Genomic DNA, 22,312 nt, shown 5'->3' with positions numbered 1-22,312 from the left:
CCGGCGGTTCCCGCCACCTGCTCCAGTGAGCGTCTCAGGTACTCGCCACGCGACAGCCCTTGCCGTGCGGCGTCCGCATCGATCGCTTCAAGGACACCGTCCGGTACATCACGGATGAGAACGTCGGCCACGCGGCCCCACCTTCGGAGAACACCCTAGGTGTATTGACCTGACAGGTTAGGTACGCGGGCGGCGCAGGAGGAGGGCGTAGAGGACGGCCGTGGCCGCCGCCGTGGTGAGGAAGAGCGGCAGGAAGGCCGCTTGGAAGGCGGCGGGCCCCTCCGGGCGGACCTGGAGGAGCGCGCCGGCCAGGACGGTGCCCAGCACGGCGGTCGAGAACCCGGACATGTTCACCAGGCCGGAGGCGACACCGGTCCGGCTCGCGGGGATGCCGTCGCGGGCGAAGTCGAAGGAGATCGTGGGTGCCAGGGTCTGGCCGACCGCGGCCACCGCCAGCACCATTACCCCCACGCCCGCCGGAACGCCCCCGGGCCAGGCCACCAGGACCAGCAGCCCGGCGCTCAGCGCCGTCGCCAGGCCCAGCCCGAGCACCGTCCGGACCCCCGGCAGGCGGCCGATGGCCGCGCCGACGAGCGGGGCTATCCACAGCCCTCCGGCCGCGAGACCGGTCAGGGTGAGCGCGGCCGTGCCCTCGGCCAGCCCCAGGCCGCCGACGAGGAAGGGGTAGCCCCAGAGCACCATCATCATCGTGAACGGGGCCATGACGGCGGCGTGGTGGGCCATGCCGATCTGCGGTCCGCGCGCCCTGAACGCCTCCTTGAGCGCCTCCCACACGGAGACGGGTGCGGCTACGGTGGAGCGTCCGGCGGCGCCGGAGGGCCGGTCCCGGACGACCAGGAGCACCATCAGCGCCATGAGGGCGCCCAGGACCGCCGTCGAGAGGAAGGCGGGCACCCATCCCAGGCCCTCCAGCATCCACGCCAGGGGCGCGGCGCTGGCCACCTGGCCGATCCCGCCGACCACCCCCGTCAGACCGCTGACGAGCGCGTACCGGGACCGCGGGAACCAGAGCGCGGCGAGGCGGATGACGTTGAGGAAGATCAGCGCGTCGCCGAGACCGATGAGGAACCGCCCGGTGACGGCCGTCCCGATACCGGGTGCGAGGGCGAACAGGCACGATCCGGCGGCCATGGCCAGCGTGCCGGCGGCGAGCGTGTAGCGCGGGCCGAGGCGGTCGGCGAGCAGTCCGGAGGGCACTTGGAGGACCACGTAGACCAGGAGTTGGAGCATCGGCAGCAGCGAGAGCAGCGCCGGACCGGCGCCGAAGCGCTCCTGGGCCTCCAGGGCGGCGACACCGAGGCCGTTGCGCTGGAGCATGGCCAGGAAGTAGCCGCCGACGGCGACGCCCCACACGAGCCACGCCCGGGCGCCCCCGGCGGGCTCGACGGGGGCGGCCCGCCGCTCGGCGGCCCGGTCATCGGATGTCCTCGTTGTCGTCACGGCGCGGCTTCTCTCCTCGTCTCGGCCCCTTCCAGTCTCCTCCAGAGGGGGACCGCACCCCGCACCGGGTCGGGACGGGCGGGCCGGGCCCGGTCTCCGCCGTCCCGGTGAACGCAGGCGGGGAGCACAAGGCACACCCCCGGACGGGCAAAGCATCCGCCGGACACCCTCGGTCACGAAACATGGCCCCAGGGCCACCGGAGCGGGGGTCCTGGCGGGCGGAGAGGTTGAGACCAGGGATCGGTTTCGAGCACCCATACCTACGGACGCAAGTTCGAAATAAATGCCCTCACCTGCATGTTTTCAACGTTGCAGGCTTGATACCCATTCGTTAAATGTGACATTGGTCACTCTGGAAAGCCTCGACTATAACGGGCTGGTTGCTGCTAGCATCCGGAGCGCAAAGGATAACTACGAGGTAACGACACAGTTGATACCTCACCAACTTTGCGGAGGCCGCCACAGGTGCGCGAAGCACGGTGGCACCCCCGACCGCGGCACGTGGCCGCGACAAGCGCACACGGTCAGCAACGCGGTTACCGACTCACCCACTGGAGACGACCTTGAGCCACTCGCGACTCAACAACCCCCGGGTCTCCCGGGCGCGGTCGGCACTGGCCAACCGAGTCAAGCACAAGCCCCGCCACGCCTTCTGCGCGGCCAAGGCGATCACCGCTCTCCTGGGCGAACTCGCTTCGCTGACCACCCGCCAGCTCTACTGGTCCGGAAGCTCCGACATGGCCGTCATGTCGATCCAGCACGACGTCAACGTCTGGTGCCGCGACGGGCGCTTCTTCTGGACCGACTTCTTCCGCGGCGGAGAGGTCTCCCACCCGGCGAGCGACCCGGTGGGCGCGGCGGCCCTCCTCAACCCGTTCGCGAGCATCCCCGAGACCTCCTACAGCCAGCACCGCCGCGCGCTGGCCGGTCTCGTCGCCGCCTGACCCGCACCGGGCCCCGGCTCCTCCCCGAACGGCGCTCCGACGGTTAGCGTGGGTACCCACGCGGATACGACCGAGAGGGCCCACCCATGCTCCGATCCACCGCCCGACGCGCCGCCCGGACCCTCGACACGCGACTGCGACGCGGCGGCACCGCCCCGGACACGCTTCCCCGGCGCCGCGCACGCACGACCTCCCTGGACGTCCTCACCCGGATGATCGGGGGGGCCGGTGCCACAGCCGACGCCGCCGCGGTGTTCGGCGCCCCGGTCTCCTCGGGGAACACCACCGTCATCCCCGTGGCACGGGTCAGCGCGTTCACGACCATGGGCGGCGGTTCGAGCCGCGTTCCCAGCACCGACGGCTGCGGCGGCGGCACGGTGGCGCGCGTGCGCCCGGCGGGGTTCCTCGTCCTGGACGGCCGGGGGGCCGACTACCGCGCGATCCGCGAACCCGTGGCCCGGCTCGTCGTTCCCCTGGCGGTGGTCGCGGCGGTCGCCGCGGCCCGCATCGTGGGGGTCTCGGTCCGCGAGTCCCGCCGCAAACGGCGCTACGCCGCCGAGGCGCGGCGGTGCGTGCGGTGCTCCACCGCGGACACGGCGCACACCGCGGAGGAGCCCGCGGAGTAGGGCCGGCCTACTCCACCCCGGACATCCGGGCGACGAGGGCGAACAGGCCCATCGCCCACGCGAAGACCGCGCACATCCCGATGATCACCAGCACCTCGGTCCAGTTGAGGAGGCGGCGCAGCGAGGCGCGGGGCACGTCGGTCAGGCGCACCCAGCTCAGGACCCCCACCGTGATGCCCAGGACCAGGACCAGCAGCGGCATCCAGGACGCCATCACCGCGTACTCGCCGATGACGGCCACGCCCGTGGCGCCCAGGCCCAGCACACCCGCCAGCCGCAGCGGCAGCACGTGCCGGATCCGGTCGAACAGGCGCGAGCGCAGTACCAACAGAACGGACAGCAGCCCGCACAGGAGCAGGTCCGGCGGCCCGTCCGCGAGGAAGGCCAGCAGGACCGTCACGGCGCCGCCGCTGAGCGCGGTGCCCAGGGTGAGGCCCAGCAGCAGGCGGTCGGTGGTGGTGAAGGTGTCCTCGAAGCGGTCCGTGGCGACCCGGCCCGTGCGCCCCACCTCGTAGTCGAGCCCGGACAGCCCGCCCATCACCATCGCCACACGCGGCAGCACCCCCACGCACAGGGCCAGCGCCAGGCCCATGGCGCGGACCCCCTGGACGGTGTCGGTGAAGGCGCCGACGGCCACCAGTGCCCCGGCGGTCAGGGCGAGGACGCCGAGCGCGGCGATGTGGGACAGCCCCGTCTCGTGCAGGGCCCAGCCGATCCCGGCCACGAGCAGCGCCCCGGCGAGTGCGAACGCCGACTGCACGAGGAGACCCGAACCGACCACCAGCCCCGCGGCGAGCACCACGGTCAGCGCGCCCCACGCGCAGGAGGCGGTGAACAGCACGTGGGCGACGGCGGGCAGCGGCCTCCGGGCGGCGAGCAGCATGACGGCGATGGCGAACAGCGTCCCCGCGCTCGCCACGCCCAGGTGCCCGACCGAGGGGCTGAGCCACATCATCACGGCGAGGAAGGCCAGGGGGCCGATTCCGGCCACGAGGAGGCCGAAGGACAGCGTCGTCGTCGGGTTCCAGATCCGCGCGGTCCCGTCGACCCGGTCCTCCACCGCGCCGCGCACGTCGTCCACGTGCGCGGGCCTGCTCGGAGCGGTCTGCCTTCCCAGCACGAGGACGTCGCCGTCGTAGACCCCGGAGGACTCCAGCGGCTCCTCCATCGGCACCGGGTGGCCGTCGACGGTCGTCAGTTCCCAGTGCGCGGGCTCGGTGCTTTCCTCCTGGGAGGAGCACACCTCGATGATGCGCGGCATCAGGGCGGCCACCGGCACGCTCCCCGGAAGCGCCAGGTCCGCCCAGCGGTCCGGTCCGGTGACGGTGACCCGGCAGTATCCACTCACACCAAAAGTCCCTTGTGTCGTAGCGGTCGAGGGGGCGATAGCCGTTCGAGGGGCTGCGAATTAGGAGATTCACGAGGTTCGCGAGATCATCCCTAGCGTAGTCACTACGGCACCGACCCCCCGAAGGTGGACGGAAAGGGATCATTGTGGCGACGAGATCGGTCCCCCGCCCCGCTCGCAGCACACCGACCGCCCCCGGAAACACGCCCCTGGTCATCGCGACACCCCCGCAGATGCCGGAGAACCCGCCCGCGTCCAGCTCGGGAGCGATGATCATCATGCCGATCATCACCGGCTCCGGCTCCCTGCTGATGTCGATCACCATGGGGCACCGGCCGCTGATGGCGGTCGCGGGCGTGATGATCATGATGGCCAGCGTCATCGTCGGCATCATCATGTTCATCTCCCAGCACAACGGCCCGCGCAAGCGCATCCGGGAGCAGCGCGAGCGCTACGTCGACTACCTGGACCAACTGCGCGAGATCGTCCGGGGCGTCGCCGCCACCCAGCGCACCGACAACGCGTTTCGCCACCCCGACCCGCGGCTGCTCACCGAACCCGCGCGCTCCCGCGCCCGGCGGTGGGAGCGGCGCGCCTCCGACCCCGACTTCCTGGACGTGCGGACCGGCACGGGGATCCGCCCGCTGTCGCGCAGACTCACCCTCAAGGTGGACAACTCCAACCCCCTGATCGTCTACGACCCGGTGTGCCAGGGCGCCGCGGACCAGCTCATCGAGCTGTACGCGAACGTTCCGGAGACGGCGCTGGTGGTCCCACTGCGCGAGTTCGGCGTGGTGTCGGTGGTCGGCGACCGCGAGGCGGGGCGCGCCCTGGCCCGGGCGATGATCGCCCAGATGGCCGTCTTCCACTCACCGCACGACCTGCGGATCGGGGTGGTGCGCGACACCCGCCTGCGCCCCCTGTGGGAGTGGCTGAAGTGGCTGCCGCACAACACCTTCGACGACGCCCAGGACGGGCCCATGCCCGCCCGGTTCGTGTCCGTCAACAGCGTCCAGGCCGCCGAACTGCTCTCGGAGGAGATCGAGCGCCGCACCGTCGACCTCCAGCGGCGGCGCGGCAGGCCGCCGGGGCCGGGCACCCAGCGGCTGGTCGTGGTGCTGGACGGCGAGCACCAGTCCACGCTCTCCGGCCTGCGCGCCGAGGCCCCCGTGACCTCCCTGGCCGACCTCGGAATCCACGTCATCGCCCTGGTGGCCGACCGCCGCGAGGAGCCCGAGTCGGTGGACCTGCGGCTGCACGTCGACGCGGAGGGGAACCTGGAGGAGGGCACCGAGCACCCGGGACCGGCCGGGGACGGCGAGCGCGCACCGCTCCGGGGCCGGGCCGACCGCGCAGGCGTCGCCCACCTGACCAGCCTGGCGCGCCTGCTGGCCCCGTACGGGATCACGGCGGCCGACGGCGACGACGCCATGCACGACACCGTGGGGCTGCCGGAGATCCTGGGGGTGCCCGACGTCGCACGCCTGGACACCCGCCGGACCTGGCGCAAGCGCAGTACCGGCGACTACCTGCGGGTGCCCATCGGCGTCGGCCCGAGCGGCAACCCGGTCCTGCTGGACCTCAAGGAGTCGGCGTTCGGCGGTATGGGACCGCACGGGCTGGTGGTCGGCGCGACGGGTTCGGGCAAGTCGGAGATGCTGCGCACCATGGTGGCCTCGCTGGTCATCAACCACTCCCCGGAGAACCTGGCGCTGCTGCTGGTGGACTTCAAGGGCGGCGCGACCTTCGCCGACACCGACCGGCTGCCGCACAGCGCGGGGCTCATCACCAACCTGGCCGACGACGACGGCCTGGTCATGCGCTTCCGCGAGGCGACCTTCGGCGAACTGGTCCGGCGCCAGCAGATCCTGAAGAACGCGGGCAACCTGCCCAACCTGCACGCCTACGAGGCGGCACGGGAGAGCGACCCGTCCCTGGAGCCGCTGCCGCACCTGCTCATCATCATCGACGAGTTCTCCGAACTGCTGACCGCCCACCCCGACTTCGCGGAGCTGTTCGTGGCGATCGGGCGGATCGGCCGCTCCATCGGCGTGCACCTGCTGCTGGCCACCCAGCGGCTGGAGTCCGGCAAGATCAAGGGGCTGGAGTCGCACCTGTCCTACCGCGTGGGCCTGCGCACCTTCTCCGAGGCGGAGAGCCGCGAGGCCATCGGCGTGGGCGACGCCTACCACCTGCCGCCCGAACCGGGTTCGGGCTACCTGAAGGTGGACACCTCCGTCTTCGAGCGGTTCAAGGCCGCCATGGTCTCCCAGCCCTACGAGCCGCCGCAGGAGGAGGAGGCCAAGGACGAGGCCGACCCCGTCCTGCCCCTGCTGTCCTACAACGGCCTGGCGAAGGTGACGGGCGCGGGTTCGCTGATGGACTCCCTCACGGGCTCCATGAAGGCCAGGGAGGAGGAGAGCAGGACCCGGAAGCAGAGCCGGACCACGCTCCAGGTCACCGTGGACCGCCTCGCCGCCTCAGGGGCCGACCCCGTGCGCCCGGTCTGGCTGCCGCCGCTGCCGGAGGCGCTGACCTTCGACTCCGTCCTTGCCGACCTCGGAGAGGCCGACGACCTGGCGGGCCGGGGCACCGAGCCGGACCCGTCCGAGTGCAGGGCCGTCATCGGCCTGACCGACATCCCCCGCGAGCAGCGCGTGGTCCCCGCCGAACTGGACTTCACCGGCGGCGAGGGCAACATCGTCGTCCTGGGCGGACCGCAGTCCGGCAAGTCCACCCTGCTGCGCACGGTCATCGCGAGCCTGGCGTGGCGGTACCCGCCCGGCCGCGTCGCGGTGTACGCGATCGACTTCGGCGGCGGCGCGCTCCAGGCGATGGACGAACTGCCGCACGTGGCGGGGGTGGCCGGACGCGCCGACCCCGAGCGTGTGCAGCGCGTCCTCACCGACGTGGCCGGACACCTGGACCGGCGGCAGCGGGTGTTCCGCAAGTACAAGCTGGACTCCCCCGCGGCCCTGCGCCAGGCGCGTGCCGAGGGGAGGCTGCCCGACAGCGTGGTGGGCGACCTGTTCCTGATGGTCGACGGGTGGTCGGCGGTGCGCGACTCCTTCGACACCGCGGACGAGTTCCTCATGGACATCGCCACGCGGGGGCCGTCCCTGGGGGTGCACACCATCCTCACCGGGGCGGCGTCCTCACAGATCCGCTCCCGCCTCCAGGCCCTGTTCGGCGGCCGGTTCGAACTCCGGCTCAGCGACCCGATGGACTCGGGGATCGGCCGCAAGGCCGCCGAGGGGATCCCGAAGGACACACCGGGCCGCGGCCTGACCTCGGAGGAGCACCACACGCACGTGGCACTGCCGCGCGTGGACGGGGTGGCCGACGACGAGGACGTCACCGCCGGCATCCGCGACCTGGCCAAACGGGTCGGCGAGCGCTGGCCGCAGCAGGCCGTGCAGGGCGTGCGGACCCTGCCCGCCCGCGTGGAGCTGGACGACCTGCTCAAGGGACGCGGGAGCCGCCGCAAGGAACTCGTCCTAGGCATGGCCGAGAGCTCGCTCGCACCGGCCACGGCCGACCTGGAGCGCGACCCGCACCTGGTGGTGTTCGGCGACCCGCAGAGCGGCAAGTCGACCCTGCTGCGCGGACTGGTCAAGCAGATCGTCCAGCGGCCGTCCAAGGAGCTGGGCGTGGTGATGGTCGACTTCCGGCGCACGCACCTGGAACTGGTGCCCGAGGAGCACCTCCTGGCCTACTGCACCACCGCCGAGCAGACCAAGGCGGTCGCGGACAACCTGGCGGGGTCGTTGAAGCAGCGCCTGCCGGGCCCGGACGTGACCCCCAGGCAGTTGCGCGAGCGCAGTTGGTGGCAGGGCCTGGACCTGTACATCGTGGTGGACGACATGGACATGATCGCCTCGCGCAGCAACCCGCTCGCCCCGCTCGCGCCCTACATCCCGCAGGGCGCCGACCTGGGTCTGCACGTCATCGCGGCGCGGCGCACGGGAGGCACCGCCCGGGCCATGTTCGAACCGGTCCTCCAGGCGCTCAACGACATGGCCACACCCGGCATGCTGTTCTCCGGCGACCGGATGGAGGGGCGCCTGGCCAACGGCACCGCCTCCAAGGCACTGCCGCAGGGGCGCGCCCAGCTCGCCCTGCGCGGCAAACGCCCGGACCTGGTCCAGGTCGGTTGGAGCGAGCCTCCGGCCTGACCCCGCCCACCGCTCGCGCGTCCCCGCCCCTCTCCCGAAAGGCAGATCCATGCGGCGCTTGCTCGCCCTGGCCACGGCTGTGTGCCTGGTGTCCGCCACCGCCTGCGAAGGCGCGCCCGCGGATTCGGAGGAACCGCCGGAGACCGCGGTGGAGGAGGCGGGCGAAGAGGACCTGGCCGGCCTCGCCCTGCTGCACCGCGGTTACGGGGGAGGGGACCCGGAGTCGGACCAGTTCCTGGTGTTCCACGACCCGGAGACCGGACAGCCCCTGCACGAACTGGCCCTGCCCGCCGGGGCGGTGGACCCGATGGCCCCCGACCTGCCGGTGCACGCGCAGTTCTCCGAGGACTGGCGGTTCTTCGCCTACGCCACCGGCGACCCGGCCGCGATCACCCTCGCGGAGCTGGCGGAGCCCGAGGAGGGGGACGGACCCGCGGGGGACGAGGGGTCCTCGGCCGAGACCACGGCCTACGAGCCGGTGGAGTCGATCGGCGCCGCGCCCGGCGAGGCGCTCTCCCACCCGGCTGTCCACGACGGGCGGCTCTGGTACGTCTCCGCGGCCGAAGGGCAGGCCCCGCAGGTGATGTCGGTGCCGCTGGACGCCCCGGGCGGCACCCCGAACCAGGAGGGCGTGCTCGTCCTGGGCACGCACCAGCGCCCGAGCGACTGGGCACTCACCCCGGACGGCGCCCTGCACATCCGCAACAGCGTGCCCACCGAGCGGTTCCCGGGGGCCTCCGGCCAGACCCTGATCGTGCGCAGGACCGACGGCAGTGTCGTGAACGCGTCCATGAACACCGGCGAGGGGCTCTGGCTGACCTTCAACGACGCGCAGGTCTGGGGCGGGGGGACCGCGGTGCTACGCCCCGACCCCGACGGTGCCCAGTCGGCAGCGGGCGCCTACCTGGTGACCGTCGAGGGGCAGAGCCACACGGCCGCCCGTCTGCTGGAGGACGGTGGCGGCCCGGTGGTGCAGTACGCGCCCTCGCCCGAGCGCGACGCCCTGCTCCTTCAGACCGAACTGGCGTGGCACCGCGTGGACCTGGAGGAGGGCGTGGTCACCGGGACGAAGGAGCTCTTCCCCCGGTTCCACGACGCCTCCATGGACGGCTACCCGCTGGTGGTGCGCTGGGCACGGGGCGGCGCCCCCGACGCGGGCCCCTCTGCCTGAGGCGCGGCCGGGTCAGCGGCCGTCGGCCCGGAGCGGCCGCGGTCACAGGTCCCGGTGGACCTCACGGCGGTGCGCCACGCTCACCACGAGCACCAGCGGCTCTCCGTCACGGATCGCGTAGACGAGCCGGTCGGGCCGGTCGGTCACAGGCCCGAGCCCCGCTCCAGGTCCTCAGGGGAGACGGGACGGGTCCCGGGCACCGGTGAACAGCGGACGACGTTCCGAAACGGGCGGTACACATATCGCCGTCCCGTCGGTACTATCCCCAGAGCCCCCGCAAACCGTGAAACTCCCGCTCCAAAGCGTGCACCCCACCCCTCACCCGGCCCCGGGCCGTCCACGGCCCGGGCGACCCGTCCACGGGGGCGATGCCATGCCCCCGGCGGACTTCCGCGTTCGACGAAGAGGAGACCCCCACATGACCGAAGCGGGCGGCAACCCGATCGAGGGGATGCAGGGCGGCGAGTACGCCGAGACGCTCGCGGCCGCCATGGCCGGACTCGCCGACACCTTCGACCTCCTCATGGAGGACGTGGTGAGCGCGGCGGGCCACGAGGACGTCCGGGCCGGGTTCAACGCCTTCAAGGAGGAGGCCGGCCAGTCCCTCATCGACGTGCAGGCGCTCGGCCTGACGCTGGCCGACAACGTCCAGGCGGGCGCGTCCGAGATCGCGCAGAACGACCTGGAGAGCTCGGAGGGCTTCAACCACCCCTGGGAATCGCACCGGGACATCAACTTCGACTGACCTCCCCGAGAGGACTAACCGCCGCCCCGTCCCGCGCCCCCTCCCCCCGCCCGCTCCGTCCCCGCTAGGAACACCGTGGCCACCTTCTCCGTCACCTTCTCCCCCCGCTACTTCTACTACGACTCCGATCGCATGTACGAGTGCGCGGCGGACCTGGACGTCCTCACGGCCCGTGTGCTCGGCCGCGCCGACGACCTCAACGGGAGCTTCGACTCCGCGGCCGACCAGTTCACCGACGTCATCGCCTGGGACATCCGGGGCCTGTCCGAGGAAGACCTCCAGAACTGGCGGGACGCCGCCGTCTCCGTCACCTACGCGGCCGTGGTCGCCGAGATGTGGGCCGACACCGTCAAGGCCTTCCACAGCGAGCGCGACGCCCAGATCAGCACCTGGGACGGCGCCCTGGCGGAGAAGGTCGGCTCGGTGCCCTCCAAGTACCAGGACGCCCACATCACCTCGTCCTACCCGCAGGTCGACGGCTGGTGGTTCACGGACTGGGGCACCGGGGACGAGCAGCGCTGCCGGACCCTCTACGACGAGCTCGTCACCGTGCAGGAAGGGCTCATCACCCGCGAGCAGACCAACTGGCAGAACCTCCAGGACGGCGCCGACGAGGTGCGGACCATGCTCGAACAGGGTCCGACCCCGGAGAACGTCCGCACCCTCATGGCCGCGGGCAACGCCGGATGGGCGTTCCTCAACATCGACCCCGCCCGCTACGCCTCGCTCATCGAGGACAGCGAGCTCACGCCGGAGAACGCAGAGGAGTTCGCCGACGAGCTCAACGCCTACTGGTCCGGAGACAGGCCCCTGGACGACCGCTACCACGAGATCATGCTCGTGCTCTCGGTGGTCGGCGGAAACGCGCGGCAGAACCAGCAGAACGGTACGCCGCTCAGCGACCGGGAGATGGACTTCCTGGAGGCGTTCTACGCCCACCTGGAGGAGCCGTACTTCCGCGACGGGGTCGGCGGGGGCATCATGGTCTACCCCGACCTCATGGCCGAGTCCGACATGAGCGAGGAGGAGCGCGAGGAGGCCCTCGGCACGCTCGGCGACGGTCTGCTGGCGCTCTCCGATCCGGATCTGGGCGGCGGCTACGACATGCTGCCCCAGAGCTTCGTCAACGCCGTCGAGGGGCCGTGGATCAACGCGGGCTCGGAGGGCAGGGTCCCGAGCACACCCGTGGGGATGGGCATGGACATGAAGGCGCTGTCCGCCTTCCTCGCGCACACCGACGAGGATCTGGAGGGCGGCTACGGCCTGTCCACCAACCTCCAGTTGTCCACCGGAGCGTTCCTCGACGCCTGGGGCGACGTCCCCGACCCCGACGGGGTGATGCCCGACTCCGAGCAGCTCTCGCACATCCTCGGCGCGGCCACCCGCAACGAGGACGCCAACTACTACATGCTCACCGGCGACCACCTCAACGAGGAGCCGGGCGTCGACTACGGCGACAAGGACCTGCGCATACAGGCGCTGGACGGCACGCTCACCTACGAGTGGCACGACCACGGCCACACCGCCCGCCAGCTCACCGACTGGCTCGCCGAGGACATCCACAGCGAGGACGCGGAGGTGCGCCAGCGCGCCGGGGACGCCTTCGCCGGGTTCATGGAGACCGTCACCGGGGAGTTGCACGGATCACTCGTCAACACCGGTGTGGACGTCACCGAGGGTGACAACGAGTACTCCGATGCCTCGTTCACCCAGTTCAACGGCGAGCTGGCCGACAGCTTCGCCGACATCTTCGACGCCCACATCTACAGCTTCGCGAAGGGCGACGTCCTCGACGGCGCCGATCAAGTCAACGAGGGCATCGGTGAGTTCGACCCGGACAAAAACTTCGTGAACATGGGTGCAACCGAGCGGGCTCAGTACATGCAGCTCCTCATGGGCAACGATGAGACTGCCGGTCACGTGGTCAATTCCGTGGACGCCTACCAGCAGATCGAAGCGATCGCCTTCCTGGAGACAGGAAACGAATCCATTTCAGCGCGTGGCGCCGGTCAACTCCAGGCACTACTTGAACGGGCCCTGTGGCTGGAGTCCGACAATCGAAGTGCCGACCTCGGAGAACAGGTCGAACGCAAGACACAGATTGCCGAATTCGTGGTAGGCGAGGCAGCCGGACTGTCTGAAAAAATCCCTGTCGTCGGCACCGCCGTTTCCATGGGCCTGGAACTCGGACAGGACAGCATCGTCAATGCGATTATCGACGGTGAATACACCGTGTCTCCCAGATTCCCCATCTACACCAGCGATGACTCCATCGTTCGCAACTTCCAGATGACGACTCTCGACTACCTGTCGCAGAATAACCCAGAAGCATTCAACGACGGAGCACAGCGCGGAGATTTCAGGACCCTCGTGGATAGCGGCGCAATGAATATTGAAGTCGACGGAAAAATTCTCGATCCATCGGAGATAGGAAACGAATTCACTTTCGACCAGAACGTCGAAATCAGCATAAACCAGGACATCGATTGGTCGCAACTGGTGGGGGATGACCGCGCTGCCGTATACGACGCCCTTTCAAATGTTCTAGAAAAAACCGAAATCCACAGCGAGTACACTGACGAATACGGCGAGAAAATCGAACGGAACGCACCGCTGGGAGACTGGGAAGGCCAGTTCACCGAAGAATACTTGGAATACTACAACCAAACAAGACTACACTTCAATGACGAACTCGAAGGCCTCTGGGATTCAGGCGGCAACTCCGGCAACTGACTACCCGAGAAAGTGAAAAAATCGATCATCCTCGGAGTTTCCCTTGAGATATACCAATGCCCGACCATCGGCCTTCCCAATTTCTATTCTCGCCATGATCTTGACCGTATCCGCGTGCTCTGGAGAGAACAAAACCCCCGAAAGCGGGATACCCTCGGGCTATGTCTCCCAATCATGGGTAGAACGCGAGGTGAGACTCCATATCCTCGCATGGATGATCAAAGAAGAACAGCCCGAGGAATACGTTCAGAAAATAACAAACAATCAAGGAACACTCTTCGAATCCGGAATTCTCGAAGAGAAGGGCGACGACTACTCCGTAGTACTCGACAAGAACGAGTGGAGAACAGACGACGTCGGAATCCTCTCAGGGATCGACAGTTCCCTGATCGACGCCACAAATTTCGAAGAGGCCGCCTGGTGCGGGGAGACCGTCACCGGCGAGGAGTTCGTCGACGAATACATGGACGAGTTCTGGGAGACCCTCGACACCCACGAGGAATACACCGCCAGCATCGCCGACTACGTCGACTGCGGAGACGGCCGCCCATGACCCCGCGCCCGAAGACCGGTGAATACACCGACCCTCCGAGAACACCCCGGTACCCTTCCCCTCTCCCGACGAAAGGGGAGGTCACCACCGCTCTGTGAACCGTGTGGCGGAAGGTGCGCACGCATTGACCCGCCGTCGATCCGCTTACTATCGTCCATATCCCCACCCTCCTCCCGTGTCCCCTCCTCGCGGCGGACACCCTGCCTCGCAGAGGACGGTTCAGCCCAGTGACACCCCACCCCTGAAAGGGTTCAGATGTCCCAGCACGCTGGTCTCGAAAACGTCAACGCGCTCTCCACCGGAGGCCAGAACCTCGGACTGGAGTCCGACGGCCTCCGCACCCAGATGAACCAGCTCATCCAGGACATGTCCAACGACGGCGACTCCCTCCAGGGGCAGGCGCTGCACGACTTCCGCGAGGCGCGCAACCAGCTCACCGAGCGCTTCGACGAACTGATGACCTGGTGCAGCAACAACGGCATCAAGCTGAACGAGGGCCAGCAGCAGTTCAACATCACCGACACCGACTCGGCCGCCGACCTCTCCCAGGCCGGAAACGACCTCGGCGGGCTCTCCCGCCCCGTCAACGCCTGACCCCTCCTCCCTGTCCCCACCCCCAGAAAGGCGGCAGCCATGTCCGCTCAGTTCGACGTCTACGGCGATGTCGGAGGCCTGGAAGGCCTGGCCTCCGACCAGCAGGCCCACCTCTCGCGCTTCACCGCGATCATGAGCCAGATCAACGAGCAGTCCGAGAGCACCGTCAGCCAGTGGGAGGGTTCCGGAAGCACCCAGTTCCAGGCCAAGGCCCAGGAGTTCGACGCGCAGTTCTCCGAGGTCAACGCCGCCTTCTCGAAGATGATCGCGGCCACCAGCGACACCGCCGACAAGTACAGCCGTCTCACCCGGTACCTGGACGGACTGTTCTAGTAGGCTGATCGCCGATGTCCACCCCCGCGCCACCCACGCCGCCCCCCGCGGACCCGGAACCGCAGCTCCCCGAGGCGTTCCACTACACGCCCGACGAGGAGAAGTACGTCCTCCAGGCGGACGCCCTGCGGCACCGGCAACTGCGTTCGGCGCTGCTCTACGGCTCCAGCCGCTACTGGCGGCGCCGTCAACAGGTGTGGCCGGCGGTGATCGGCGGTCTCATCCTCACCGCGCTGATCTGCGGGGTCATCGCCCTCATCGGGGCGTTCGGCCGCCAGCAGGAGGTCAACGAGGAACGCGGGTTCGGCACCTACGGGCAGCAGACGATCCAGGCCCCAGCGGCCGAGGAGCCTCTGCTGCCCGGGGCGTGACCCGCCCCACCACCAGCCCCCGCGCCCGACGGCCCGGGGACGCCACCACGAACGGGGGTCGCTCGCGCATGTCCGGCTCCGAGCACGCCGTATGGGCGCCCGGGTACGAGTCGCTCACCGTGCTGCGCGAAGGACCCCGTGCCCGCATCGTCCGCGGCCGCCGCACCACCAGCGGCGCGGACGTCGTGCTCAAGGTGCTGCCCCGCTCGGCGGGCCAGGCCGAACTCGACCGACTGCGCGAACTCAGCGACAGCCCGGGGATCGTGCCCCTGCTGGACGCGGGTACCACGGCCGACGGCGACTTCTTCGTGGCACTGCCGTTCTACACGGACGGCTCCTTCGCGGACATGCTCGCGCGCAGGGGACCCGCGCCGCTACAGGAGAGCGCGGCGATCGCCCGGAGCACGGCCGCCGCGCTCGGCGCGGTCCACGCCCGGGGCCTGGTGCACGACGCCCTCAGCCCGGGGAACGTCCTGAGAGCGGGCCGCACCCCGGTCCTCACCGGCTTCGGCTCGGTGTGCCCGATCGGGGCCGCCGCGCCCCCGCCCGGACCGGAGAGCGACGGGTTCTGGCACGCCCCGCCCGAGGCGCTGCGCGGGGAGGCGCGCGGCCCCGCCTCCGACGTGTACCGGCTGGCGTCGACCCTCTGGACGCTGCTCATGGGCCGGTCGCCCTTCGCCCCCGAGGACGGCTCGGCTCCGCACCCCCGCGACCACGCACGGCGCGTGCTCACCGAGGAGGCCCCTCCGGCGACCCGCGGGGACGTGTCCCGCGCGCTGCGGGGCGTGCTGGCCCGTGCCCTGGCGAAGGCTCCCGAGGAGCGCTACGACAGCGCCGCCGCGTTCGCCGCCGCGTTCGAGCGGGCACGCGCTCCGCAGGCGGCTCCCGGGACGGGACCACAGACCCCGCGCCCCGGAACGGGACCGCAGCGGCCGCCGCACACCGACCCTGCGTCCGCGCCCAGCGGCGGCCACCACCCGTACGCCGGGCCGCAGGCCTCCCCGGCCACCCCCTACACCGTCTCCACCGGCGCTCCCCCCTACCCCACGGGCGGCCAGGGGGCCGTGCCCGCACCGCCCTACGCGATCCCCGAGCCTCCGTCGGCACCGCCTCCGCCCGGTACACCACCACCGGTACCGCCGCCCGGCACGCACCCCGCGACAGGCCCCCAGAACCCGCCGAGCGGCCCACAGGCACCCCCCGTGCCCGCGTCCCGGCTAGACAACGCCGGCCACCTGAGCGGCGAGCCGGTCCCCTCCGAGGACCGTGCCCCGCTCGAAGGGGAGTTGGACCCCAACAGCACCGCCGATCTCATGATGGCCAAGCTGCGCGGCGAGAAGATCCCGCCGCGGATCGCCTGGTCCCGCGTCGAGGGGTGGAGCGGAACGGCGGAGTCCTCCCGGCTGCCCTACGACGGACCCGCCCCGGACGGGGAGGAGTACCCCTCCTTCGACATGCCCGCCCCCCGACAGGCCCGGTGGCGCGGCCACCTGCACATCGCCGCCGCCGTGGCGGGCATCCTCGTGGTCACCGCCACGGCCGCCGGGTTCGCGGCGGTCGACGGCCCGGCCCCCGTCCTGGCCGCCCCCGGGGAGGACGGCCAGGAGGCCGGCGCCGTATCCGGCGGTCCGTCCGAGGAGGCGGAGGCGTCGGGGGAGCCGTCCGCCGCGCCCTCGGACCCGGCCTCGGGAGGGGGGAGCGGGGAACCGGTCGACGTGGTCGACCCGGCCGTCCCCGTCCCCGTCGGCGCGCCCACCGGCATCCTGCTCACGGACGACCTGGACACGGTCCGGCTGACCTGGAGCGACAACAGCGGCGGCACCGCCTCGTTCTTCGTGGTGGGCGGCCGGCTGGGCCACGACCCCGCGACCCTGGCCCGGATCGGCGCCGGTGTCACCTCCGCCCAGGTCGCCACCCCGAACACCGTGGCCGAGTACTGCTTCACCGTGGTCGCCGTGGACGGCGCCGCGGGCCCCTCGGAGGAGGTCTGCACGACCCGCGCGGCGGACCGGGAGGCCGAGGAGGAGGCGGAGGCCTCCGCTAGCCCCAGTGACGGTGCCGACCCCCTGGACGGCTTCACCCCCGACCCGCCCGACATACCGGACCGCGGTCCCGCCCCCGACTGACCCCGGGCCCCTGGTCGGCCCCGCCCCTTCCGGGTACGGGGCCGACCCTCCGGGGGACGGCCCCTCAGCCCCAGGCGAGGGCGGTGAGTTCGGGGTCCTCCAGCACGGCGCCGACGTCCCGCAGCACCTTGGAGCCCAGTTCGCCGTCGACCATGCGGTGGTCGAACGACAGCGACAGGGTGGTGACGTCGCGGACCGCCAGTTCCCCCTTGTGCACCCACGGCATCTTCCGGATCTGCCCGAAGGCGAGGATGGCGGCCTCGCCCGGGTTGAGGATGGGGGTGCCCGCGTCCACGCCGAACACGCCGACGTTGGTGATGGTGATCGTGCCCCGGGCCATGTCCGCCGGGGAGGTCCGGCCCTCCCTGGCGGTGGCGGTCAGCTCCGCCAGGGCCGCGGCCAGTTCCGGCAGGGACCTGGCGTCGGCGTCCTTGATGTTGGGCACCACCAGGCCGCGGTCGGTGGCGGCGGCGATCCCCAGGTTCACGTAGTCCTTGACCACGATCTCCTGGTTCTCCTCGTCCCAGGAGGCGTTGACCTCCGGGTGGCGGCGGACCGCCAGCAGGAGCGCCTTGGCCACCATCAACAGCGGCGAGACCCGCAGGTCCGCGAACTCGGGGCGGGCGCGCAGCCGCTTGACCGCCTTCATGGTCCTGGTGACGTCCACCTGGAGGAACTCGGTGACGTGCGGTGCGGTGAACGCGCTGCCCACCATGGCGGCGGCGGTGTGCTTGCGCACCCCCTTGACCGGGATGCGCCGCTCCCGGACCCCCTCCTCCCGCACGGACGCGGCGGCTCCGGCGGGTGCGGTCTGGGGAGCCTCGGCGGCTCCGGCGGCCGACCGGACATCCTCGCGCGTCACGATGCCGCCCGCGCCGGTCGGCGTGACCGAGGCCAGGTCCACCCCGAGGTCCCGGGCGAGCTTGCGCACCGGCGGTTTGGCCAGCGGCCGTCCCGCCGCCGGTGCGGCGGGCGCGGCAGGGGCGGGTGGTGCGGCGGCGGTGGGCGGGGGCGGTGACACCGGTGCGGCCGGGACCGGGCGGCGGCGGGCGCGGCGCCTGGTGGCGCCGGCCTTCTCGCCGTAGCCCACCAGCGGCTTCTCCCGCTCCTCGTCCTGTCCGGACGGCGCCCCTCCCGGGGCGGTGCCGGAGTCACCGGCCCCGCCGCTGCCGTCGTCGATGGTGATGATCACCGTGCCGACGTCGACCGTCCGGCCCTCCTCCACCAGCAGTTCGCGCACGGTGCCCGCGTACGGGCTGGGCAGCTCCACGACGGCCTTGGCCGTCTCGATCTCGCAGAGGTTCTGGTTGACGGCCACCTCGTCACCGGGCTCGACGTACCAGGTGAGCAGTTCCGCCTCGATCAGGCCCTCGCCCACGTCGGGCAGGGCGAACGACTGCACGCCACCGACGGCGGGTGCGCTCTTGTTCATCGCCATGGTCTCTCGAATCCCCCGCCTGTCTAGTACGCGAACGCCCGGTCCACACCGTCCAGGACCCGGTCCAGGTCCGGGAGGTAGTGCTCCTCCAGCCTGGACTGTGGGTAGGGGGTGTCGAAGGCGGCCACCCGGATCACCGGCGACTCCAGGTGGTAGAAGCACTCCTCGGTGACGCGGGCGGCGATCTCGGCGCCGAGCCCTCCCGAGAGCGGGGCCTCGTGCGCCACGACCAGGCGGCCGGTGCGCTTCACCGACGCGGTGACCGTGTCGTAGTCCACCGGCGACAGCGACCGCAGGTCGACGACCTCGACGGAGTGGTCGGTGTCGGCCTCGGCTGCCTGGAGCGCGGTCTTGACCATGGGGCCGTAGGCCAGGAGCGTGACGTCCGTGCCGGAGCGGGCGACGCGCGCCGCGTCCATGGGGGCCGCGTCCTGGACGGCGGCATCGGTGTCGACCTCGGCCTTCTCGTAGTAGCGCCGCTTGGGCTCCAGGAAGACGACCGGGTCGTCGCTGCGGACGGCCTGCTGGATCATCCAGTAGGCGTCCTCCGGGGTGGCGACGGTCACCACCCGCAGGCCCGCGGTGTGGGTGAAGTACGCCTCGGGCGACTCGCTGTGGTGCTCCACCGCGCCGATCCCGCCGCCGTAGGGGATGCGCATGACCACGGGGACGCTGAGCGCGCCGGCCGAGCGCCGCCGCATCTTGGCGAGCTGGGTGAAGGTCTGGTTGGCGGCCGGGAAGAAGAAGCCGTCGAACTGGATCTCCACCACCGGCCGGTAGCCGCGCAGCGCCATGCCGATGGCGGTGCCGACGATGCCGGACTCGGCGAGGGGGGTGTCGATGACCCGGTCGGCGCCGAAGTCCTTGTACAGGCCGTCGGTGACCCGGAAGACGCCGCCGAGCCGGCCGACGTCCTCACCCATGACCAGGACCTTGGGGTCGTGTTCCATCGCGGCGCGCAGGCCCGCGTTGATCGCCTTGCCGATCGTGAGGCTGGTTCCCATGGCCTAGCGGCCCCCTTCCGCGCCGGCGCCCTCGAAGGAGGCGAGGTAGTCGGCGAACTCGGACCGCTGCCGGTCGATGTGGACGTTCGGTTCGGCGTAGACGTGGTCGAAGATCTCCAGCGGCCCGGGGTCGGGCAGGCTCCGGCACTCGGCGCGGACACTCTCGCCGACCCGGTCGGCCTCGGCGTCGACGGCGGCGAAGAACGCCTCGTCGGCCAGGCCCTCCTTCTCCAGGTGGCGGCGCAGGCGCAGGATGGGGTCCTTGGCCTTCCACTCGTCCAGTTCGCTGCTGGAGCGGTAGCGGCTGGGGTCGTCGTTGGTGGTGTGGGCGCCCATCCGGTAGGTGAACGCCTCCACGAGCGTGGGGCCGTTGCCCTCGCGGGCGTGGTCCAGGGCCGCGCGGGTGACGGCGAGGCAGGCCAGGACGTCGTTGCCGTCCACGCGTACCCCGAGGAAGCCGAACCCCTGGGCGCGGCGGTAGATGGGTGCGCCCACCTGGTGCGCGGAGGGCTCGGAGATGGCCCACTGGTTGTTCTGGCAGAAGAAGACCACCGGGGCGTGGTTGACGGCGGCGAAGTTGAACGCCTCGTTGGTGTCGCCCTGGCTGGTGGCGCCGTCGCCGAAGTAGGCGATGACGGCGGTGCCGTCCTCGCCCAGGGCCCCGTCGCGCTGGACGCCCATGGCGTAGCCGGTGGCGTGCAGGACCTGGCTGGCGATGACGATGGAGTACAGGTGGAAGTTGTGCTCCTTGGGGTCCCAGCCGCCGTTGGTGACGCCGCGGAACAGGCTCAGCAGGCTCTTGGGCTCGACGTCCCGGCACCAGGCGACGCCGTGCTCGCGGTAGGAGGGGAAGACCATGTCGTGGGCGCGCAGGGCGCGGCCGGAGCCGATCTGCGCGGCCTCCTGGCCCAGCAGTGAGGCCCACAGGCCCAGTTCGCCCTGCCGCTGGAGGGAGACCGCCTCGGAGTCGACCCGGCGGACGAGCACCAGGTCCCGGTACAGGTCGCGGATCTCCCCGGCTCCGACGGCCAGGGGGTAGTCGGGGTGCGGCGTGAGCTCCCCTTCGGGTGTCAGGAGCTGGATCAGCTCCGGTTCTGCGTGTGCGGTGGTGTCCGACACGTCGCTCCTCGGGTTACTCGGGGCCGAATACGCGTGGGTGAACGCTGGTCGGCCGGATCAGGGCCCGCCCACCCGGGGTGGTGGATGGTGCGGACCGCCCTCCCCATATCGTGACAGGGGTCACTATGGAGAGCGCAAGACCTCAGCGTCACCTTTGAGCCTGCCCGCCCATCATCCTGAACTCACGCGTATGCGCAACTACCAGGCCTTCCTAAGAATTGCAAGGACTTCCTACAATTTCGCACACCAGAGGTGACGGACACGTGAAACACCCGGTTCTCCCCGCGTGTCGGGGCAGGACCGGGCGTCGTGCGGACCGTGTGGAGGCGTCGGCCGCGGCGCGCGGGCGGGTCAGCCCGGCACGCGCATACCGCGTTCGCGGCCGTAGTCGGCGAGCATCCCGCGGAGCTGGCGCCGCGCGCGGTGGAGACGGGACATGACCGTGCCCAGGGGGGTCCCCATGCGTTCGGCCACCTCCTTGTAGGCGTAGCCCTCGATGTCCACGAGGTAGATGACCTCCTGGAAGTCCTCCGGCAGGCACGCCAGGGCCTGCTTGATGTCGGAGTCGGGCAGGTGGTCCAGGACCTCGGTCTCGGCCGAGCGCATGCCCGACGAGGTGTGCGCCTCGGCGGCGGCGAGCTGCCAGTCCTTGATCTCGTCGGTGGTGTCCTGGATGGGTTCCCGCTTCTTCTTGCGGTACGAGTTGATGAAGGTGTTGGTCAGGATGCGGTACAGCCAGGCCCGCAGGTTCGTTCCCGCCCTGAACTGGTGGAAATTCGCGAACGCCTTGGCGAACGTCTCCTGGACGAGGTCCTCCGCGTCGGCCGGGTTGCGGGTCATCCGCAGGGCCGTGGGGTAGAGCTGGTCGGCGAACGGTGTCACCGCGGTGGCGAAGTCCAGAGTCTGCTCTTCGGCGCGGGTCTCACCGGTCGTGGAGGTCTGATCCGCTGTGATAGTCGTCAAGATTCCCCCTCAGGACGACCGGATTCTCACTTCCACACTGTTAGACGCCACCGCACGCCTCCAATGATGACACCGATCGCCGTGATAAGGGTCACGGGGGTACCGAGAACCTTCCCAGAGCCGTTCAGCATGCGGTAAAGAACGGCGTGCCGTGCCCGCCTCCGGGCTCCCTGCGGGTATCCCGGCCCGTCCGACCGGCATCGTGCCGTAATCTGGCGTCGCCCCTTCCGGGCGGCTCGGAAGGGGGCTTCGCCCCGCACGGTGCGCGGGGCGGCGCACACCACGTTTCTTCTGGAGGACGCTGTGGCCCGCGTCGTTGTTGACGTCATGCTCAAGCCCGAGATCCTTGACCCCCAGGGTCAGGCGATCGCCGGGGCCTGCTCCCGGCTGGGCTTCGAGGGGGTCAGCCAGGTCCGCCAGGGCAAGCGCTTCGAGGTGGAGGTCGAGGGCGAGGTCGACGACACCAAGATCGCCGACGTCCGCCGCCTAGCCGAGACACTGCTCGCCAACACAGTCATCGAGGACTTCGAGGTCCGCGTGGTCTGAGCCGTGCCCGCCCGTCACCCACCACCACCCTCAAACGCCGCCTTCGGCGCGGCCCCCTCTCC

Annotated in this window: 19 protein-coding genes; 12 read left to right on the top strand and 7 right to left on the bottom strand. The window is 70.7% G+C overall.

What is annotated here, in order from left to right; translation table 11 throughout:
• Window positions 1-177 precede the first annotated feature (177 nt).
• Window positions 178-1,461 carry an MFS transporter gene (locus ACFHWE_RS21660; protein WP_416603652.1) on the bottom strand — a complete coding sequence of 428 codons (1,284 nt, stop codon included), beginning with the start codon at window positions 1,459-1,461 and terminating at the stop codon, window positions 178-180.
• Window positions 1,462-2,024: 563 nt separating this feature from the next.
• Here ACFHWE_RS21660 and ACFHWE_RS21655 point away from each other — a divergent pair.
• Both ACFHWE_RS21655 and ACFHWE_RS21650 read left to right on the top strand, forming a co-directional pair.
• Window positions 2,025-2,405 carry a hypothetical protein gene (locus ACFHWE_RS21655; RefSeq protein ID WP_416603651.1) on the top strand — a complete coding sequence of 127 codons (381 nt, stop codon included), beginning with the start codon at window positions 2,025-2,027 and terminating at the stop codon, window positions 2,403-2,405.
• Window positions 2,406-2,491: 86 nt separating this feature from the next.
• Complete coding sequence (locus tag ACFHWE_RS21650; RefSeq protein ID WP_416603649.1) at window positions 2,492-3,031, top strand: GerW family sporulation protein; 540 nt, start codon at window positions 2,492-2,494, stop codon at window positions 3,029-3,031.
• A gap of 7 nt (window positions 3,032-3,038) precedes the next feature.
• On the opposite strand, the gene eccD is transcribed toward ACFHWE_RS21650, so the two are convergent.
• Window positions 3,039-4,379, bottom strand: coding sequence for a type VII secretion integral membrane protein EccD (gene eccD, locus ACFHWE_RS21645; protein ID WP_416603647.1), 1,341 nt, complete (start codon window positions 4,377-4,379; stop codon window positions 3,039-3,041).
• Between the two features lie 269 nt (window positions 4,380-4,648).
• Between eccD and eccCa the strand changes: the two genes are divergently transcribed.
• Together eccCa and ACFHWE_RS21635 are read left to right on the top strand one after the other, a co-directional pair.
• Window positions 4,649-8,554 carry a type VII secretion protein EccCa gene (gene eccCa / locus ACFHWE_RS21640; protein WP_416603673.1) on the top strand — a complete coding sequence of 1,302 codons (3,906 nt, stop codon included), beginning with the start codon at window positions 4,649-4,651 and terminating at the stop codon, window positions 8,552-8,554.
• 49 nt (window positions 8,555-8,603) lie between these two features.
• Window positions 8,604-9,725 carry a hypothetical protein gene (locus ACFHWE_RS21635; protein WP_416603646.1) on the top strand — a complete coding sequence of 374 codons (1,122 nt, stop codon included), beginning with the start codon at window positions 8,604-8,606 and terminating at the stop codon, window positions 9,723-9,725.
• Between the two features lie 42 nt (window positions 9,726-9,767).
• Here the strand turns inward: ACFHWE_RS21635 and ACFHWE_RS21630 are convergent, their stop codons facing one another.
• Complete coding sequence (locus ACFHWE_RS21630) at window positions 9,768-9,872, bottom strand: type II toxin-antitoxin system RelE family toxin (protein WP_416603644.1); 105 nt, start codon at window positions 9,870-9,872, stop codon at window positions 9,768-9,770.
• Between the two features lie 271 nt (window positions 9,873-10,143).
• Between ACFHWE_RS21630 and ACFHWE_RS21625 the strand changes: the two genes are divergently transcribed.
• From ACFHWE_RS21625 to ACFHWE_RS21595, 7 genes are all read left to right on the top strand, one after another.
• A complete protein-coding gene (locus ACFHWE_RS21625) occupies window positions 10,144-10,470 on the top strand; it encodes a hypothetical protein (RefSeq protein ID WP_416603642.1) in 327 nt (108 codons plus the stop codon).
• Window positions 10,471-10,545: 75 nt separating this feature from the next.
• Entirely contained in the window at window positions 10,546-13,203 is a 2,658-nt protein-coding gene (locus tag ACFHWE_RS21620) for a hypothetical protein (RefSeq protein ID WP_416603641.1), read from the top strand.
• A 214-nt stretch (window positions 13,204-13,417) separates the two neighbouring features.
• Entirely contained in the window at window positions 13,418-13,756 is a 339-nt protein-coding gene (locus ACFHWE_RS21615; RefSeq protein WP_416603639.1) for a hypothetical protein, read from the top strand.
• Window positions 13,757-14,011: 255 nt separating this feature from the next.
• Window positions 14,012-14,350, top strand: coding sequence for a hypothetical protein (locus tag ACFHWE_RS21610; protein WP_416603638.1), 339 nt, complete (start codon window positions 14,012-14,014; stop codon window positions 14,348-14,350).
• 39 nt (window positions 14,351-14,389) lie between these two features.
• Window positions 14,390-14,683, top strand: a complete 294-nt coding sequence (locus ACFHWE_RS21605; RefSeq protein WP_416603636.1) for a WXG100 family type VII secretion target — start codon at window positions 14,390-14,392, stop codon at window positions 14,681-14,683.
• Window positions 14,684-14,697: 14 nt separating this feature from the next.
• Window positions 14,698-15,054, top strand: a complete 357-nt coding sequence (locus tag ACFHWE_RS21600; RefSeq protein WP_416603635.1) for a hypothetical protein — start codon at window positions 14,698-14,700, stop codon at window positions 15,052-15,054.
• A 68-nt stretch (window positions 15,055-15,122) separates the two neighbouring features.
• Entirely contained in the window at window positions 15,123-17,180 is a 2,058-nt protein-coding gene (locus ACFHWE_RS21595) for a serine/threonine protein kinase (protein WP_416603633.1), read from the top strand.
• A gap of 64 nt (window positions 17,181-17,244) precedes the next feature.
• Here the strand turns inward: ACFHWE_RS21595 and ACFHWE_RS21590 are convergent, their stop codons facing one another.
• The 4 genes from ACFHWE_RS21590 to ACFHWE_RS21575 form a co-directional block, all read right to left on the bottom strand.
• On the bottom strand, window positions 17,245-18,618 hold the full coding sequence (locus ACFHWE_RS21590) for a dihydrolipoamide acetyltransferase family protein (RefSeq protein WP_416603632.1): 1,374 nt from the start codon (window positions 18,616-18,618) through the stop codon (window positions 17,245-17,247).
• Between the two features lie 23 nt (window positions 18,619-18,641).
• Window positions 18,642-19,622, bottom strand: a complete 981-nt coding sequence (locus tag ACFHWE_RS21585) for an alpha-ketoacid dehydrogenase subunit beta (RefSeq protein ID WP_416603631.1) — start codon at window positions 19,620-19,622, stop codon at window positions 18,642-18,644.
• A 3-nt stretch (window positions 19,623-19,625) separates the two neighbouring features.
• Window positions 19,626-20,741: a pyruvate dehydrogenase (acetyl-transferring) E1 component subunit alpha gene (pdhA, locus tag ACFHWE_RS21580; protein WP_416603630.1), complete on the bottom strand. Its 1,116-nt coding sequence runs from the start codon at window positions 20,739-20,741 to the stop codon at window positions 19,626-19,628.
• A gap of 351 nt (window positions 20,742-21,092) precedes the next feature.
• Complete coding sequence (locus ACFHWE_RS21575; protein WP_416603629.1) at window positions 21,093-21,704, bottom strand: sigma-70 family RNA polymerase sigma factor; 612 nt, start codon at window positions 21,702-21,704, stop codon at window positions 21,093-21,095.
• Window positions 21,705-22,007: 303 nt separating this feature from the next.
• Here ACFHWE_RS21575 and purS point away from each other — a divergent pair, with 303 nt between their 5' ends.
• The gene (gene purS / locus ACFHWE_RS21570; protein WP_416603627.1) at window positions 22,008-22,250 is read left to right on the top strand and encodes a phosphoribosylformylglycinamidine synthase subunit PurS; all 243 of its coding nucleotides are present in this window, start codon (window positions 22,008-22,010) and stop codon (window positions 22,248-22,250) included.
• The last annotated feature ends 62 nt before the right edge of the window (window positions 22,251-22,312 follow it).

It is taken from the genome of Nocardiopsis sp. LOL_012 (assembly GCF_048060475.1).
In the GTDB taxonomy this organism is placed as follows: Bacteria; Actinomycetota; Actinomycetes; order Streptosporangiales; family Streptosporangiaceae; genus Nocardiopsis.
This window is presented reverse-complemented; position numbering and strand designations above follow the sequence as displayed.